The 16,678-nt window shown below is 72.6% G+C and carries 12 protein-coding genes; 5 read left to right on the top strand and 7 right to left on the bottom strand.

The features are described 5' to 3' along the window. Positions 1–26: 26 nt before the first annotated feature. Together ACNNMR_RS29110 and moeZ are read left to right on the top strand one after the other, a co-directional pair. Complete coding sequence (locus ACNNMR_RS29110) at positions 27–752, top strand: spherulation-specific family 4 protein (protein ID WP_420000516.1); 726 nt, start codon at positions 27–29, stop codon at positions 750–752. Positions 753–815: 63 nt separating this feature from the next. After that, complete coding sequence (moeZ, locus tag ACNNMR_RS29115) at positions 816–1,994, top strand: adenylyltransferase/sulfurtransferase MoeZ (RefSeq protein WP_419997644.1); 1,179 nt, start codon at positions 816–818, stop codon at positions 1,992–1,994. Between the two features lie 9 nt (positions 1,995–2,003). Here moeZ and ACNNMR_RS29120 read toward each other — a convergent pair whose 3' ends face one another. From ACNNMR_RS29120 to ACNNMR_RS29145, 6 genes are read right to left on the bottom strand one after another with little or no spacing between them, the layout of a single operon-like run. Then, positions 2,004–3,125: a hypothetical protein gene (locus ACNNMR_RS29120; protein ID WP_419997645.1), complete on the bottom strand. Its 1,122-nt coding sequence runs from the start codon at positions 3,123–3,125 to the stop codon at positions 2,004–2,006. 47 nt (positions 3,126–3,172) lie between these two features. Continuing rightward, complete coding sequence (locus ACNNMR_RS29125) at positions 3,173–4,837, bottom strand: alpha/beta hydrolase (protein WP_419997646.1); 1,665 nt, start codon at positions 4,835–4,837, stop codon at positions 3,173–3,175. A 46-nt stretch (positions 4,838–4,883) separates the two neighbouring features. Further along, positions 4,884–6,458, bottom strand: coding sequence for an alpha/beta hydrolase (locus ACNNMR_RS29130; protein ID WP_419997647.1), 1,575 nt, complete (start codon positions 6,456–6,458; stop codon positions 4,884–4,886). Positions 6,459–6,514: 56 nt separating this feature from the next. Continuing rightward, positions 6,515–8,605, bottom strand: coding sequence for an ABC transporter permease (locus tag ACNNMR_RS29135; RefSeq protein ID WP_419997648.1), 2,091 nt, complete (start codon positions 8,603–8,605; stop codon positions 6,515–6,517). Beyond that, positions 8,602–9,366, bottom strand: a complete 765-nt coding sequence (modA, locus tag ACNNMR_RS29140) for a molybdate ABC transporter substrate-binding protein (protein WP_419997649.1) — start codon at positions 9,364–9,366, stop codon at positions 8,602–8,604. Before modA ends, ACNNMR_RS29135 begins: the two co-directional genes overlap by 4 nt. A gap of 17 nt (positions 9,367–9,383) precedes the next feature. After that, positions 9,384–9,782: a TOBE domain-containing protein gene (locus ACNNMR_RS29145; protein WP_419997650.1), complete on the bottom strand. Its 399-nt coding sequence runs from the start codon at positions 9,780–9,782 to the stop codon at positions 9,384–9,386. Positions 9,783–9,891: 109 nt separating this feature from the next. Between ACNNMR_RS29145 and ACNNMR_RS29150 the strand changes: the two genes are divergently transcribed. Both ACNNMR_RS29150 and ACNNMR_RS29155 read left to right on the top strand, forming a co-directional pair. Then, positions 9,892–11,907 carry a hypothetical protein gene (locus tag ACNNMR_RS29150; RefSeq protein ID WP_419997651.1) on the top strand — a complete coding sequence of 672 codons (2,016 nt, stop codon included), beginning with the start codon at positions 9,892–9,894 and terminating at the stop codon, positions 11,905–11,907. After that, complete coding sequence (locus ACNNMR_RS29155; RefSeq protein WP_419997652.1) at positions 11,897–13,195, top strand: hypothetical protein; 1,299 nt, start codon at positions 11,897–11,899, stop codon at positions 13,193–13,195. Before ACNNMR_RS29150 ends, ACNNMR_RS29155 begins: the two co-directional genes overlap by 11 nt. An 89-nt stretch (positions 13,196–13,284) precedes the next feature. Here the strand turns inward: ACNNMR_RS29155 and ACNNMR_RS29160 are convergent, their stop codons facing one another. Then, on the bottom strand, positions 13,285–15,984 hold the full coding sequence (locus tag ACNNMR_RS29160) for a flippase-like domain-containing protein (RefSeq protein WP_419997653.1): 2,700 nt from the start codon (positions 15,982–15,984) through the stop codon (positions 13,285–13,287). Between the two features lie 184 nt (positions 15,985–16,168). Here ACNNMR_RS29160 and ACNNMR_RS29165 point away from each other — a divergent pair, with 184 nt between their 5' ends. Next, on the top strand, positions 16,169–16,543 hold the full coding sequence (locus tag ACNNMR_RS29165; RefSeq protein ID WP_419997654.1) for an MGMT family protein: 375 nt from the start codon (positions 16,169–16,171) through the stop codon (positions 16,541–16,543). The last annotated feature ends 135 nt before the right edge of the window (positions 16,544–16,678 follow it).

The following is a 16,678-nucleotide window of genomic DNA, read 5'->3' on the forward strand; positions in this document are numbered from 1 at the left end:
AGAAATACGGCAAGTCGCTCGCACCGCTGCACGCGCCCCAGCGCCCCGGCCCCGGCGACATCCGCCTCGGCCTCGGCGTGCCGGGCTATGCGCACCCTCTGGTCGCGCCCATGGAGTGGGGCGAGCTCACCCGCGCCGGGAGCGCGGTGCACTGGGCGGTGCTGAATGTCGCCAACGGCCCCGGAGCCCGCCCCGACCCGCACTGCCTGGAGGCCGCGGGCCGGTTACGCGCGGCCGGGGTGCGGGTGCTCGGGCAGCTCGATCTGCGCTGGTCCCGGCGCCCCTTCGGGGAGCTGATCACGGACGCGCACCGCTTCCTGGAGTGGTACAAGGTCGACGGCTTCTATCTCGACCGGTGCCCGACGGAGCGGTCGCTGCTGCAGGACGTACGGCGGACGACCACGACGCTCGGTGCGCTGGCCGACGCGGGGAGCGCCGCGCACATCGTGCTCGGGCACGGCACCCATCCGTATCCCGGCTACGCCGAGGCGGCCGATCAGCTGGTCACCTTTGCCGGGCCGTGGACGGAGTACCGCTGGTCGCAGGTGGCGGAGTGGACGGCGGACTATCCGGCGGAGAAGTTCTGCCACCTGGTGCATGGCATTCCGCGTATGCATCTGACCGAGGCGATGCGTATTGCCCGCTGGCAGGGTGCGGCCTCGGTGTTCTTCACCGATCGCCGCAGTTGGGAGGCGCTGCCCGGTTACTGGGACGAAATCGTCTCGCGTATCGGACAGGGTGTCTCGGAATGAGAAGGGGCGTGGCAGTGTTACAGGCAGAACAACCATGCTTCCTGTAGCTACGGAGTCGTCCCTGTGTCGCTGCCACCCCTGGTCGAGCCAGCAGCTGAGCTCACCGTTGACGAGGTCCGCAGGTATTCGCGCCACCTGATCATTCCCGATGTCGGGATGGACGGGCAGAAGCGGCTGAAGAACGCCAAGGTGCTCGCCGTGGGCGCCGGCGGGCTCGGCTCGCCGGCCCTGATGTACCTGGCGGCCGCGGGCGTCGGCACGCTCGGCATCGTCGAGTTCGACGAGGTCGACGAGTCGAACCTGCAGCGCCAGATCATTCACAGCCAGGCGGACATCGGCCGCTCGAAGGCCGAGTCCGCGAAGGACACGGTCCTCGGCATCAACCCGTACGTCACGGTGAACATCCACGAGGAGCGTCTCGACTCCTCGAATGTGATGGAGATCTTCGCCGACTACGACCTGATCGTCGACGGCACGGACAACTTCGCCACCCGTTACCTGGTCAACGACGCCTGCGTGCTGCTGAACAAGCCGTACGTCTGGGGCTCGATCTACCGCTTCGACGGCCAGGCGTCGGTCTTCTGGTCCGAGCACGGTCCCTGCTACCGCTGCCTGTACCCGGAGCCCCCGCCCCCCGGCATGGTCCCGTCCTGCGCCGAGGGCGGCGTGCTCGGTGTCCTCTGCGCCTCGATCGGCTCGATCCAGGTCAACGAGGCCATCAAGCTTCTCGCCGGCATCGGCGATCCGCTGGTCGGCCGCCTGATGATCTACGACGCCCTGGAGATGCAGTACCGCCAGGTCAAGGTCCGCAAGGACCCGGAGTGCGCGGTCTGCGGCGAGAACCCGACGGTCACCGAGCTGATCGACTACGAGGCCTTCTGCGGCGTCGTATCGGACGAGGCCCAGGAGGCCGCGCTCGGCTCCACGATCACGCCGAAGCAGCTCAAGGAGTGGATCGACGAGGGCGAGAACATCGACCTCATCGACGTCCGCGAGCCGAACGAGTACGAGATCGTCGCGATCCCGGGCTCCCGGCTGATCCCGAAGAACGAGTTCCTGATGGGCCAGGCCCTCCAGGACCTGCCGCAGGACAAGAAGATCGTCCTGAACTGCAAGACCGGTGTGCGCTCGGCGGAGGTGCTGGCGGTGCTCAAGTCCGCGGGCTTCGCGGACGCGGTGCACGTCGGCGGCGGCGTGATCGGCTGGGTGAACCAGATCGAGCCGGAGAAGCCCGTCTACTGACGAGCGTCGTCACGGCAGCGTGAGGCGGAGGGGACCGCAGCCGATGCGGTCCGCCTCCGCTTCGGCGTATTGAGGGAAGAGGGCGCGTACGTCGCCGGGCCGGTGGCCCGTCCCGTTCGAGCGGACGAGGAACAGCGCCTCGCCGGTCTCGCAACGCGCCCGGAACCAGGCCTGGTTGGAGCCGATGCCGCCGAAGCCGGAGTCGTTGCCGGAATCCACCCGGGCGCCGACGTACTCCGGCCCGTAGAAGATCCGCACCAGCCGCGGGTCCTCGACCGTCATCAGCCGCAGCGACGGGCTGCCGAGCGACAGGTCGCGGTCGCAGGTGCGGACCGGCCAGGTGCCGGGGGTGCGGATCGGGTAGGCCGTCGGTTTGCGCCCGCCCGCCAGCGCGACGCCGCTGACGCCGCACAGCGCGTCCCGTCGCTCGTGCGTGTCGTAGCGCGGCGGGGCGGCCATGTGCGGGACGGGGTCGGCGAGGCGTCCGGAGCACCCGAGAGCGGCGGTGACCTTGTTGGTGACCTTGATGAGCAGGCGGGTGAGGGCGTCCCGCCGCCGCCGGTCGGACTCGTCCCCGCTGATGGGCCGGGAGTCGGCGATGTCCACCACCGTCGGCCCCAGGGCGAGGCCCGCGTCCGGGGCGCGGCAGTCGTCCGGGAACGTCAGCCAGGCGCGGCCGTCGGAAGCCATCCCGGAGAGGCCGCCGCCGAGCGGCGTGAGGCGCCCGGCCAGGAACTCGTCCGCCCAGCGCCCGCCGCTGCCGTAGCGGCCGTCGAGCCGGTGCACCTGCACGGTGATCGCCCACTCGCCGGCGGCGCCGTCGAGTCCGGTGAGATGGCAGCTGCCGGTCGGCCCGTCGTGGCCGACCCGGTCCTCACGCACCGGGACATCCACGGCCTGGACACCGTCCGGCTCCCGCATCAGCGGCGCCAGGTCCTGGCGGCTCAACGAACCCCAGCACAGCCGCGCTTCGGCGTCCCCGGCGAACGGCCCCGCCCGCTGCTGCCACGCCACGGCGGCGGCCCCCACGAGCGCCCCGGCCACCGCGGCCGCGACCAGCCGCAGCCCGCGCCCGCGCAGCCGCCATGGCCCGCCGCGGGGCGCGGACGACAACTCCTCCTCGGCGCTCAACCGTCTGCCCCCCCTCGGCCGGTGGCCTCGCGGGGAGCATAGCGGCGTTACGAGCAGCGCTTCCCGTCGTCGGGGACCTTGCCGTCGAGCAGGTAGTCGTCGACCGCCGACGTCACGCAGTCGCCCTGGCCGTACGCGCCGTGGCCCTCGCCCTCGTACGTCATCTGCACCGCCGCGTCGCCGATCTTGTCGGCCATGCGGGCGGCGCCCTCGTACGGGGTGGCCGGGTCGCCGGTGTTGCCGATGACCAGCATCTTGGCGGCGCCGGGGGCGCTGACCTCGGGGGTCTTCGACTCGCCCTTGGCGGGCCAGTCGGAGCAGCTGAGCAGGCCGTAGGCGAGCATCTCGCCGAAGATCGGGGAGGCCTTCTTGAAGGCCGGCAGCTGCTTCTTGACGTCGTCGGCGTCGTAGCGCTCGGTGGTGTCGGCGCAGGCGATGGCGGCGTGCGCCTCGTTCTCGTTGCTGTACTTGCCCTGCTGGTCGCGGCCCGTGTAGACGTCCGCGAAGAGCAGCAGATACGAGCCGTCGCCCTGCTCGGCCTTCTGCAGCGACTGGGTGAGGTACTTCCAGGTGTCCTTGCTGTACAGCAGCGAGGCGATGCCGGTCAGGGCGTCGCCCTGGGTGAGGTCGCGGCCGAGTTGGGTCTTCATCGGCTGCTTGTCGAGCTTCGCCAGCAGGTCGGTGATGACCTTGGTGCCGGCCGCGCCGCCCTTGCCGGTCGGGCACTTGGCCTGCTTGGCGCAGTCCTTCATGTAGTTGCCGAGCGCCAGCTGGAAGCCCTTCGCCTGCGCCAGGCTGCCCTGCACCTCGCTCTTGGTCGGGTCCACGACCGCGTCGAGGACCGCGCGGCCGACCCGCTTGGGGAAGAGGTGCGCGTACACGCCGCCGAGCTGGGTGCCGTACGAGATGCCGAAGTAGTGCAGCTTCTCGTCGCCGAGCAGCTGCCGGATCACGTCCATGTCGCGGGCGGTGTTGGTCGTGGTCATGTGCCGCAGCCGGTCGCCGGAGCGCTCCTTGCAGCCGGCCGTGAAGTCCTTCTGGTCGGCCTCGGCCTTTGCGAACTCGGTGCGGTCGTCCGGCGTGCCGTCGACGCCCCTGGAGGCGTCTATGTCGGCGTCGCGGCGGCACTTGACCGTGGCGCTCTCGCCGACGCCGCGCGGGTCGAAGCTGACCAGGTCGTAGCGGGTGTTCAGCTTCTTGTAGTCGGGGTTGGCGGCCTGCGGCATGGTGGTGATGCCCGAGCCGCCGGGGCCGCCGAAGTTGAAGAGGAGCGAGCCGATGCGCTGCTTGCCCTGTTCCTTCGCCTTTGCGCGGATCAGGGCGATGTCGATGGTCTTGCCCTTGGGGTTGTCGTAATCCAGCGGGACCTTGACCTTGGTGCACTCCCAGTCCGTGCCTGCGAGGGCCTTCGGCGGGCCCTCGGCGCCGGGCTGGCGGCCCTGGTTGACGGTGGGACCGGCGCAGCGGTCCCAGGCGATGCGCTGCTTCAGGACCGAGGTGGGGAGGTCGAGCTCGCCGGAGGCGGGGGCGGGTCCTGAGGCATTGCCGCCGCCCTTGCCGCGCTTGCCGCCGTCGTCGTCCCCGGAGCCGCCGTCGCCGCCGCTGCAGCCGGTGAGCAGCAGCAGCGCGGCGGTGAGGGCGCCCGCTATGCCGGCGGTGGCGGACCGCCTGGCTTTCGCCCCGGTGGCCGCCTTCGACGCCAGGTTTCGCATGGACGTTCCCCCCATAGCTCGATTCAGGTACGTCGTTGCGTCGATGCTAACCGCAGGTCTTGCCGTCCTTGGGGGTGCGCCCTTCGAGGAGGTACGCGTCCACCGCCCTGGTCACGCACGGGTTGGAGGGGCCGTACGCACCGTGGCCTTCTCCCTTGTTAGTGATCTGATGGCCGACGCCCAGCGCGTCCACCATGTGCTTCGTGCCCGCGAACGGCGTCGCCGGGTCGTTCGTCGTACCGACCACCACGATCGGCGCCGAGTCCTTGGCACTCACGTCCGGCTTTTTCCACGCGCCCTTCACCGGCCAGTCCGTGCACGACCCCATCGACCAGGCCATGAACTCCCCGAACACCGGCGACGCCTTCTTGAACTCCGGCAGCTTGTCCTTGATCTCACCCGCGTCCGGCCGCTCGCTGGAGTCGGCGCAGCCGATGGCCACGAACGACGACTGCATGGTGCTGTAGTGGCCGTCGCGCTCGCGCCCGTTGAGCAGGTCGCCGAGGGCGAGGAGGGTCCGGCCGCTGTCGTCGACCAGCGCCTCCTCCAGACCCTCGCGGAGGATCGGCCAGAAGTCCTTCGAGTACAGCGCCTGGGCGATGCCGGCGCTGGCGAACGACTCGGTGAGCTTGCGCCCGGGGGCGGCGGGCATCGGCTTCTTGTCGAGCTGGGCGAGCAGATCGGCGATCTTCTTCTCCCCCTCCTCGGGGTCCTCGCCCAGCGGGCACTCCTCGCCCTTGGCCGCGCAGTCCTTGGTGAAGTTCTCCAGCGCCAGCTGGAAGCCCTTGGTCTGTCCGAGCGACCGGCCGAGGGAGTCCTGGGTCGGGTCGACGGGCGCGTCGAAGACGGCGCGCCCGACCTTCTTCTGGAACTGGTGCGCGTACACGCCGCCGAGCTCGGTGCCGTACGAGGTGCCGAAGTAGTACGTCTTGTCGTCGCCGACGGCCTTGCGGAGGAGGTCGATGTCGCGCGCGGCGTTTTCGGTGCCGATGTGCGGGAGGATCTTGCCGGCGTTGTCCTCGCAGCCGCTGTTGAACTTCCTGATGTTGTCGAAGTACGCCTTCTCCTCGGCCTCGCTGTTCGGGGTGTTGTCCGCCGCGAAGTACGTATCCAGCTGCTTGTCGCCCAGGCAGCGCACGCCCTCGCTCTTCCCCACCCCGCGGGGGTCGAAGCTGACCAGGTCATAGCGGGTGCGGAGGTTGTCGTACTGCGGGGCCGCGGCGGGGAGGGTGTCGACGCCGGAGCCGCCGGGGCCGCCGAAGTTGTAGATGAGGGAGCCGATCCGGTCCTTCTTTCCGGTGGCTCGGGTGCGGATCAGCGCGAGGTCGATCTTGTCGCCGTCGGGCTTGTCGTAGTCGACGGGGACGGGGAGCTTGGCGCACTCCCACTTGATCTCCCCGCCGCCCTGGCCGCTGGGGGCGGTCTGGCCGCCCGCCTCGCAGGACTTCCAGGTGAGCTCGGCGGGCTTGATGTCGGCGCCGGAGTCCTGGCCGCCGTCCTTGTCGCTGGAGGAGTTGGCGCAGCCGCCGGCCACGGCGGAGAGGACGGTGACGGCGATGAGCAGGCGGGCGCGGACGGTCCGTTGCACGGTGGCTCCCCGAGTCGATGGCGTGCTTGCCATCGTCGGGTGGGGTGGGGGTGGGCGCGCGCTGGGGAGGGCGTACGAGTGACGGGGCGTCAGAGGGGGATGAGGCTGATCTCTGTCGCCTTGATGCTCACCCAGATCTCCGCGCCTTCGGCGAGGCCGAGTTCGGCCGCGGCCGCCGGGGTTACCTCGGCGACGACGTCGGGGGAGCCGGAGATCAGGACGCGGAGGCGGCTGCCCTGGGTGGTGAGTTCGCGGACGGTGCCGGGCCAGACGTTGCGGGGGCTGGCGTCGGTGGGGCGGTGGCGGTGGAGGGAGACGGCTTCGGGGGCGGCTACGGCCAGGGCGGGGGTGCCTTCGCCTGCGGCGGGCTGGTTCTGGTCCGCGGTGATGATGGTGCCGCCGGTCTCGGTGCCGGTGCCGGTGATGGCGAGGGCCGTGCCGGTGTCGGTGCCGTCGCCGTTCCCGGCGACCGTCCCCGGCCAGGCGTTGCGGCCGAGCATGCGGGCTACCCAGGGGGAGCGGGGGTGGCGGGTGAGTTCCGTCGGGGGCGCCTGCTGGATGGTGCGGCCGTCCTCCAGGACGAGGACCTGGTCGGCGAGGGAGACCGCCTCGACCGGGTCGTGCGTAACGATGAGGCAGACGCCGGGGAAGTCGCGCAGGTGCGTGCGGAGGGTGTGGCGGACGTGGGCGCGGGTGGTCTGGTCGAGGGCGGCGAGCGGCTCGTCGAGGAGCAGCAGCCGGGGCCGGGCGGCGAGCGCCCGCGCGAGCGCGACGCGCTGGGCCTGGCCGCCGGAGAGGGCGCCGGGCTTGCGCTGGGCGAGGTGCCCGACGCCGAGCCGGTCGAGCCATGTCTGCGCCTCGTGGCGCGCCTCGGCCTTGGGTACGCCCTGGGTGCGGAGGCCGTAGGCGGTGTTGGCGAGGGCGGTGAGGTGGGGGAAGAGGGCGCCGTCCTGGGGGACCCAGGAGATGCGGCGGCGGTGGGGCGGCAGGGCGGCGGCGTCGAGGTCGCCGAGGGTGAGGTGGTCGGCGCGGGCGCGCGGGGTGAGGCCGAGGAGGGCGCGGAGGAGGGTGGTCTTGCCGGCGCCGTTGGGCCCGACGATGGCGACGGTCGTCGCCGGGGGGAGGTCGAGGTCGGCGGTGGTGGCGCCGGTGACGGTGGTGCGGAGGGGTGCGGGCGGGGCGGGTGTGGGCTCGGCGGACCCGGGCGCGGGGGCCGGTGCCAGGGTTCCGCGACACCACCGAAAAAACGTGGTGGTCGGCTTGTTCTCGGTGCTGGGTTTTTTCGGCGGCGTCGCTCCACCCTGCCCCCTCGTCAGCGCCGCCGGCCTCGGCAGCCCAGCTACCCCCTCTTCCCTGTCGCTGTCAGCAACGGGCGGGTGGGTGGGTACAGCCGAGTCTCCACCCGCGGGCAGCCAACGACCTCGCAGGGCGACCAGCACCAGAGCCGCGATAGCCAGCAGCAGCAGCGACAGTGCGGTCGCGCCCTCGGGGTCATCCTGCAGGAGCAGGTACACCTTCAGCGGCAGCGTCTGCGTGACGCCGGGGAGATTCCCCGCGAAGGTGATCGTCGCGCCGAACTCGCCCAGGGCCCGGGCCCAGCACAGCGCGGCGCCCGCGATCAGCCCCGGCGCGACCATGGGCATCGTGATCGTCGCGAACACGCGCAGCGGACTCGCGCCCAGCGACGCCGCCGTCTCCTCGTACCGGACATGCAGCCCGTTGAGCGCCCCCTCCAGGCTGATCACCAGAAACGGCATCGACACGAACGCCGCCGCGACCACCGCCCCCGTCGTGCTGAACGGCAGCGTCACCCCGAAGACCGACTCCAGCAGTCCGCCGAGCACCCCGCGACGACCGTAACCCTGCAGCAGCGCCACCCCGGCGACGGTGGGCGGCAGCACCATCGGCAGCATCACCAGCACCCGCACCGCGGCCTTCCCGCGGAAATCCGCGCGGGCCAGCAGCCACGCCAGCGGCACGCCCAGGACCAGCGACAGGACCAGCGCCCACCCCGACACCAGCAGCGACAGCCCGAGCGCCTGCGTCACGTCCGGGTCAGTGAGGCGGGACGGCAGGTCCGCCCACGACACCCGCGCCAGGATCCCGGCCAGCGGCAGCGCCAGGAACGCGACCGCCAGCAGTGCGGGGACGGCGAGCGGCGCCGGGGGAAGGCGCCTCACGGCTTGTCGAATCCGGCCTGCCGCAGCAGCGTCTGCGCCTTCGCGCCGCGCAGCCACTTCGCGAAGTCCGCCGCGGCGTCCGCGTGCTCGGACGACTTCAAAGACGCCGCCGGGTACGACGCGATCGCATTCTGCGCCGCCGGGATCGCCACCGTGTCCGTCTTCGCCTTCGCGACCGCGGCATCCGTTACGTAAACGATCCCCGCGTCCGCCTCGCGCAGCTGGACCTTGCTGAGGACGGCGCGGACGTTCGGCTCCTCGGAGGCCGGCTTCACCTTCAGCTTCTGGTCGTCCAGGATCTGCTTGCTGTAGCGGCCGACCGGGACCTCGTCCGCGGCCAGGACCACCTTCAGGTCCGGCTTCGTCAGGTCCTTGAGGGACTTGATGTGCTTCGGGTTGCCGGGGGTGGTGGCGATCGTGAGGCGGTTCTTGGCGATGACGGACGGGGGTGTCGCCGTCTCCGACTTCAGGCCGGTCATGGTCTTAGTGTCGGCGGTGACCAGCACATCCGCGGGCACCCCCTGCCGCACCTGCGCGGCCAGCTCCTGCGAGCCGGCGAACGAGAAGCGCACCTTCGTGCCGGGGTGGGCCTTCTCGTACGCCTTGCCGGCCTCGGCGAAGACGTCGGTGAGGGAGGAGGCGGCGAGGACCGTGAGGGTCGTGTCGCCGTCCTTCGACTGCGCGCCGGAGTCGTCGCCGCAGGCGGCCAGCGGGAGGGCGAGGGCGGCGGCGAGGGCGGCCGGGAGGGCTTTGCGGATCATGGCGGGGGCTCCGGTCATCAGGCGCGGTCGATGTGGACGTTCGTGGACTTCACCCGGGCCACGGCCTCCATACCGACGGCCAGCCCGAGCTCCTCGACGGCCTCCCGGGTGAGCAGCGATACGAGGCGATGCGGGCCGGCCTGGATCTCCACCTGCGCGGCCACGTCGCCGAGCTTCACGGCGGTGATGATCCCGGGGAAGGCATTGCGGACCGAGGTGTGCTGCTGCCCGTCGTCGTCCTCGTGGCCCTCCGCCGCCAGCGCCACCGCGAACGCGGCCAGGTCGGCGCCCTCGACCAGCCGCTTCCCCGCCCCGTCGCGACGGGTCGCGAAGCGCTCGGCGTCCGCCCAGCGGCGGACGGTGTCGGGGCTGACGCCGAGGAGGCGGGCGGCTTGGCCGATGGTGTAGGACCGCATGTGCGGCAAGATATGCGGGTGGGCCTTGCATCTGCAAGGTGCTTTGGTGGATGTGACTGGTAGTTGCCCGGGCGGCTTGTGTGATCCGACGGTCGATAGGGTGCTCGCCGTGGTGAATCAGGGGGGCCGCGGGTGGCGGCGGCGGATATGTGTGGTGCTGGTGGCGGCGGCCGGATGGCTGGCGGTGTCCGGTGGGGTGTCCGCCGGGGCGGCGGACGGGGATGTGCGGCCGGCGGCCGCGTACCTTGCCGAGCAGCTGCGGCGGGATCCCGTGTACGTCAGCGATCAGGCGCCGCGGGTGCTGCCCCGGTCCGTACGGCCGGCCCTCAAGAAGATCATGAAGCGGGCCGACCATCCGGTCTATGTCATCGCCGGCTCCTTCGGCGGCGACCTGGATCTGCTCGCCGCCGTCCACCGCGAGCTCGGCCGCGACGGCGTATACGTGCAGCTCGGGCCCGACACGATGGACGACGACGCCGAGGCCTTCGGGGTGGCTGCGCCCGCCGACGACGCCATGACGGCGGCCTCCGCCGGCATCGCCGACGATGCCGGGCCGCTGGACGTCGCGCGCCGCTTCACCGAGCTGCTCGATGACGATCCCGATGATGTCGCCGAACGCGCCGAGGAGGCCCTCACCGGCGACGAGCCGCGGTCCCGGAAGCGCGACCGCGATCTGCACACCTCCCCGGAGGAGAGGGAGGTGCAGTCCGTGCTCTCCGGCGTGCTGGTCGGCTTCCTGCCGCTGCTGATCCTGCTGCTGCCGATGGCGCGGCGGCGGCCCGCCCCGCGGTGGTACGTGCCGCGCCCCGCCCCCGCGATCGTCGCCGTGGTCACCGGCGCGCTGCTCGCGGGCCTGGTGGGGCTGGCCTTCGGCGACACCCGCTCCCGCGGCGAGCCCGCCGCCACCGCCGCGGAGCTGCGCGCCCGCGCCGAGCGGGTGGCGGCGGGGCTGCGGAAGGCGCCGCTGTACGAGGACGAGGAGACGCGGCGGCTGCTGACCGGGGCCGAGCGGGCGGGGCTGCTGCGGCGGCTTGGGCGCTCCGACGTGCCGGTGTATGTGGCGATGGTGCCGATGGGCTACGAGGACGAGTCCGAGGCCGATCCCGAATACCTTGCCCACCTCCTCCATCGCGAGCTCGGCAAGGACGGCATCTATGTGGTGGGCGACGCCAACGGCGGCACCATCATGTCCGGCGAGCTGCGGGCCATTAACTACGGCGGCAAGGTGGCCAGTTCGCCGCTGCAGGAGCTCCCCGAGCGCATCGCGCAGCCCGAGGACGACATGAAGCCGCAGTTCGGCAAGCGCCTCGGCGCACTGCTGACGCGTATCGACGGCCTCCCGCGCCGCACCCGCCCGGACACGCTCCCGTACCCGCCGGACAAGCCCGACGACCCGCAGCAGGTGACGGCGCTCGCGTCCGTGTACGCGGGGCCGTTCCCGGTCTCGGTGGCGTACGGGGCCGGGGCCGCGGCGCTCGTCTTCGGCGGGGTGCTGGTCTTCTCGCGCGGGCGACGGCGGCGGCCGGCCGATCCGCTCGCCGAGATGATCGCGGGTTACGTGCCGCCCCCGCCGCACTACCCGAGCGGCGTGCTCGGCGACCCCGAGCCGCGGGCGCATGTGCTGCGGCGGCTGGCGGGGGCGGAAATCGACGGGCTCGGCCGGGAGTTCGAGGCGGCCGAGCCGCGCGGGCCGCTGCGTACCCGGGTGTGGGACTGCCTGGACGCGGCCACGCTGCTCGTCGACCGCGACGCCGACGGCCGGGTCGACGCGGGCGTGGCTCCCGCCGATCTGGCCGCGGCGATAGTGCTGGCGCAGGCCGGGCGGCAGGCGCTGGCCGCGAACGACCCGCGCGACCACGGGAAACACTGCCGCCTCAACCCGCTGCACGGCCCGGCCGCGGGGCGGGAGCGGGCCCGTATCGAGGCAGGCGGCCCGCTGCGGACGGTGCCGCTGTGCGCCACCTGCCGGGGCTACGCCCGCGAGCACCCGGAACACGCGCACACGCTGGCCCTGGCCCTGCCGGGCCGGCAGTACCAGGACGACGTCGAGGCGCCGCTGTCCGCCGCCCACGACGGGGTGTCCGCGCTGATCCGACGAGTGAGGGAGCATGCCGGTGTCCGCTGAACGGATGCGAGTCGGGCGGTGGCTGGCCGCCGCCGTGCTGGTCCTGCTGCCGGTGGTGTGCGCGCCGGGTGCGTACGCGGATGCCCCCGCCCCTGCCCCCGCCGCCGAGCGCGCGGCCAAGGCGCTGCGGGAGTCGCCGGTCTCCATCGATCCGAGCCTGGCGGACGCCGTACCCGAGGCGCGGCAGCGGCGGCTGGCGCGGCAGATCAAGAAGACCAAGCTGCCCATCAAGGTGGCGATCGCGCCGCTGGTGCTGGGCGATGCGTACGACGGCGACTCGGAGAAGTTCGCGGAGGATGTGCGGCGGCGGCTGGGCGGCGGGGACCTGATCGTGGTGACGCTGGACGGCATGGATGTCTGGCTGCGCGCGTACGAGTGGCCCGAGGACTGGCAGCAGGCCGAGGATGCGGCGGGCGCGGTCGGGCACCTGGAGCGGATGCGCGAGGCGGGGCTCGCGGACCGGCTGGACAAGGCGGTCGAGCTGATCGAGGAGGGCGACGGGCGACGGGTGTACGAGCGGGCGACGGCTGATCTCGGGGACGACGACGAGCCGGTCGGCGGGTCGGACGCCAAGGAGTCCGGCCTCGCCCCGTGGTTCTACGGCGGCGGGATCGGGGCGGGGGCCGTCCTGCTGCTGGGCGGGGCAGGGCTGTTGACCGTACGACGGAGGGGCGGGCTCGCCGCGCATGCCGCCTCGCCCTTCGCCTTCCCGCGGCAGGTCTTCGCGGCGGCGCGGGAGGCGGACGAGGCCGAGCTGCGGCGGTACGCGGAGGCCGAGGTCATCGCGCTCGGCGAGGCGGTACAGGCGGCGGACGGCACAAAGGCGCGCGCCGCCGCGCTGACCCGCGCGCTGGACGCGTACGCCGCCGCGGGCACGGTCCTCGACGGCGCCCGCGACCTCGCCGACCTGGCCGGGGTGCTGGCGCTGGTAGCCGAGGGCCGCGACGCGCTCCGCGAGGCCACGGCACCCGGCCATCCGCGCCCAGGCCTGCCACTGTGCTTCTTCCACCCGCTGCACGGCCGGGCGGTGCGGCGGCTGGGCTGGCGGCCCCTGGGCCGCCGCGAGGAGCTGGCCGTGGCGGCGTGCGCGGCCTGCGCGGCGGCGGTGGCGGAGAAGGTGCCGCCGGAGGTGCTGACGGTGCGCCGCGACGACGGCCCGGTCCCGTACTTCGAGCTGCCGAAGGACCGCAGCCTGTGGGCGGCGACGGGCTACGGCAGCCTGGCCGAGGAGTCGCTCGCGGCCCGGGTGGGACGGGGGGACTTCACGCGGGCCGCCAAGCGGACTTAGGCGGCGGCCGCTTCGATGAGGGAGTACGGGGCGGCGTCCGGCAGCGCCGGCACACAGCAACGGGTGGGTGGGCACGACGCGCCCGAAAGCTAGATCGCGCCCTTGCGCGTCAAGTGCGAGAAGCTCAGCCAGCCCGGCAGCACCGGCAGCCAGAACGTCAGCAGGCGGAACAGCAGCACCGCCGACAGCGCCGTGTCCGACGGCAAGCCCGCCGCCGTCAAACCCGCCGTGAGCGCGAGCTCGACCGCCCCCACACCACCCGGCGTCGGCGCCGCCGAGCCCAGCGCGTTCCCGGCCAGGAAGACCACCGCGACATTCGCGAAGGACAGCTCGCCGCCGAAGGCCCGTACCGACGCGTCCAGGCACAGCACAAAGGCCAGCGTCATCAGCACCATGCCGCCGATGCCCGACATCAGCTTCTGCGGGCGCTGGACCACGTCCAGCATCCGCGGCACGACACCCGCGAACAGCGATCGCACCCGCGTTGACACAAACTTCCGCAGGAACGGTACGGCGGTGACGATCAGCACCAGCACCGCCGCCGCCAGCAGCCCGCCGATGACCGTACGGGACGGGGACAGCGACGGCGTCCGCTCGGTGCCGGTCACGTAGCCGAAGCTCATCAGCAGCAGCACATGGCAGCCGAGCCCGAAGAGCTGCGAGGCGCCGACGCTCGCGACCGCCAGCCCCGGCCGCACGCCCGACCGCTGCAGGAAGCGGGTGTTCAGGGCGACGCCGCCCACCGCCGCGGGCGCCACCAGCTTCACGAACGAGCCGGCGACCTGCGCCAGCACGGTGCGTACGTACGACACCTTCTCCGGTACGAAGCCGAGCAGCCCGAGCGCCGTCGCCGGATACGTCAGCGCCGAGAAGACCAGCGCCAGCGCCGCCCAGTGCCACTTCGCCTCGCTGACGATCGTGCCGAGGTTGGCGTGGGTCAGCTGCGACAGCAGGAAGTACGCCGCGAAGACCCCCGCGATGACCGTGACCAGAGTGCGTGGCTTGATCCGCTCCAGGCGGGCCGGCTCCACCGCCGCCTGCGGCCTTATGCGCAGCACCTGGTGGCGGATCTGGGTGAGCAGATCCTCCTCGCGGGTCTCCTCCAGCGCGTCCTCGATCGCCTTCTTCTCGGCCTTGAGCGCCTTGCGGCCATGCTCCTTGGCCTTGATCTCCTTACGGGCCTTCGAGGCCTCGAGCACCGCCTCGCGCTGCCGCTCCGACCGCTCCCGCGAACGCCGCCGCAGCTCCACCCGCGCCGACCGGGTCAGCGCGATCGACTGCAGCAGCGGCAGGCTGTCGGCGACCGCGTCCGGGCCGAGCACCTGCACCGCCGCCGTCACCGCCCGCTCCGCGCCCACCCGCAGCGCCAGGGTGGTGACCAGCTGGGCGATGTCCATGCGCAGCACCAGGTCGCCCGCCGCGATCTCGCCGCCGCGCAGGTCGGTGATGAAGACGGTGCCGGAACGATCCACCAGAATCGCGTCACCGTCCAGCCGCCGGTGGCAGATCCGCCGGGACTGCAGCGCGGCCACCTGGCGCCAGGTGTCGCGCATCAGCTCGTCGGTGATCTCCTCGTCCGCGAGCTGGTCGAGGGGACGGCCGCCGAGGTGCTCGTACACGAGCATCACGGCGTCGGGGCCGAGCTCGGAGGTGGCGACCAGCTTCGGTGCGTTCGCGCCGGCGGCGATGGCCGCGTACGCCAGCAGCGCCTCCTGCTCCAGGGCCTGGCGCAGCGACTGCAGGCTGCGGCGCTGGTAGATGCCGCGCAGCGAGAGGCGGCGCCAGGCGCGGTAGAAGAAGCCCTGCGCCTGGTGCTCGCGGTCGACGACCGTGACGTCCAGGGGGGCGCCGTCCTCGCGGGTGACCAGGTAGCGGCGGCCGCGGTCGGCGTTCTCCGCGTCCACGGGCGCGGCGCCGGTGATCGGCTCCTCCGGCAGCAGCGCGCTGACCGGGCGGAAGCCGATGCGGCGCAGGCCCGCGAGGAGGTTGCGGCCGGTGGGGCGGACGGTGGGGGAGCCGACCGCGTACATCGTCCCGTACGCGACGGTCCAGCCGATCAGGACGGTGAGCGTGATCGCGAACGGCGTCGTATAGCCGCCGACCAGCACCGCCACCACATCGAGCCCGACGATCCCCCACATCAGCACCCGCCAGCCGGGGCGGCGGGTCATGCCTACGGCGGTCATGTACGCCACGACGGGCGCGATGTAGCCGTGCACGGGGTCGGTCTGGCCGTCGCCGCTCGGCGCGGCCTTGGTGAGCGCGTGCAGGATCGAGTCGGGCGCGGCCTCGGCCACCCACAGGGCGATCGCGAGCGATACGCCATGGGCCAGCACGGCCGCGAGGACACCGTCGGCGATGCGCAGACCGTCCCGTTTGACCAGCCGCTCGACCGCGAAGATCACCGGGAGGGCGAGCACGGCGACGGAGGCGATGAAGCCGCCGACGCTGATCCACACCGGGACGTCGGCGCGATTGATGTCGTCGCTGATGCCCTGCGTGGTCCGCTGCGCCACCGCGGCGAGCGCCAGCAGCACGGCGATGGCGAGCAGCCCGAGCAGCATCCGGATCAGGTCGGAGGGCCGGTGCACCCGCGCGGGCAGCAGCGGCTCGTCACCCTCCACGGCGTCGGCGACGCGGACGGTGGTGGCGGGCTCGTGGGCCGAGGGCTCCGCTTGGCCGGGAGAGTCTTGCGCGGACGGCTGGGCAGCGCTGGCCGCCGACGCGCCCTCCTCCCCCGTGGCGAGCTCCGCCTCGGGCGGCTGCGCATCGGCTCCGGTGCTCCGCATGCCGTCCGTACTGGCCCTTCCGTCGTGCGCGGCGTTCGCGCCGTCCGCAGCGTTCTTGTCGTCGCGTATGTCTCTTATCAAGTCTGACCGACCGGAAGATGGTGGCACGAGCGGGTGACACATGAGTGCATCCGGGGCCCAATCGTTAGGCGGTGCTGTCGGAGCGGTGCGGCACGATAGCGGCGTGGATGCCGAGCACGGAACCGAAATCGAGCTGCCCGAGTACGCCGACCTGGTGCTGACCGCCGCCGAGACCATCCCGCCGGGGCGGGTGGCCACGTACGGCGACATCGCCGAGCTGATCGGCGAGGGCGGGCCCCGCCAGGTGGGCCGGGTGATGGCGCTGTACGGCGGGGCGGCGCCCTGGTGGCGTGTCGTACGGGCCGACGGCCGCCTGCTGCCCGGCTCGGAGCTGCGCGCTCTCGCCCACTACCGCGAGGAGGGCACCCCGCTGCGCGCCGCGGGCCGCGCCGCCGAGGGGCACATACCGCGGCTCGACATGCGGCGGGCCCGGTGGGACGGCGAGCCGGGCGAGGGCAGTGAGGGCTCTCACATCTGACAGCTTCCGCCACTCCCCACCATTGGACGCGGACCCCGGCTCGTACGGAGTAGCGTTCGGCATCCGCCCCGCGCACCCCGTGTCCCGACCCTCGCCCCGACCCACTCCACGCACACGACCGACCCGGCGAACCAC

It is taken from the genome of Streptomyces boninensis (assembly GCF_048572725.1).
Lineage (GTDB): Bacteria > Actinomycetota > Actinomycetes > Streptomycetales > Streptomycetaceae > Streptomyces > Streptomyces boninensis.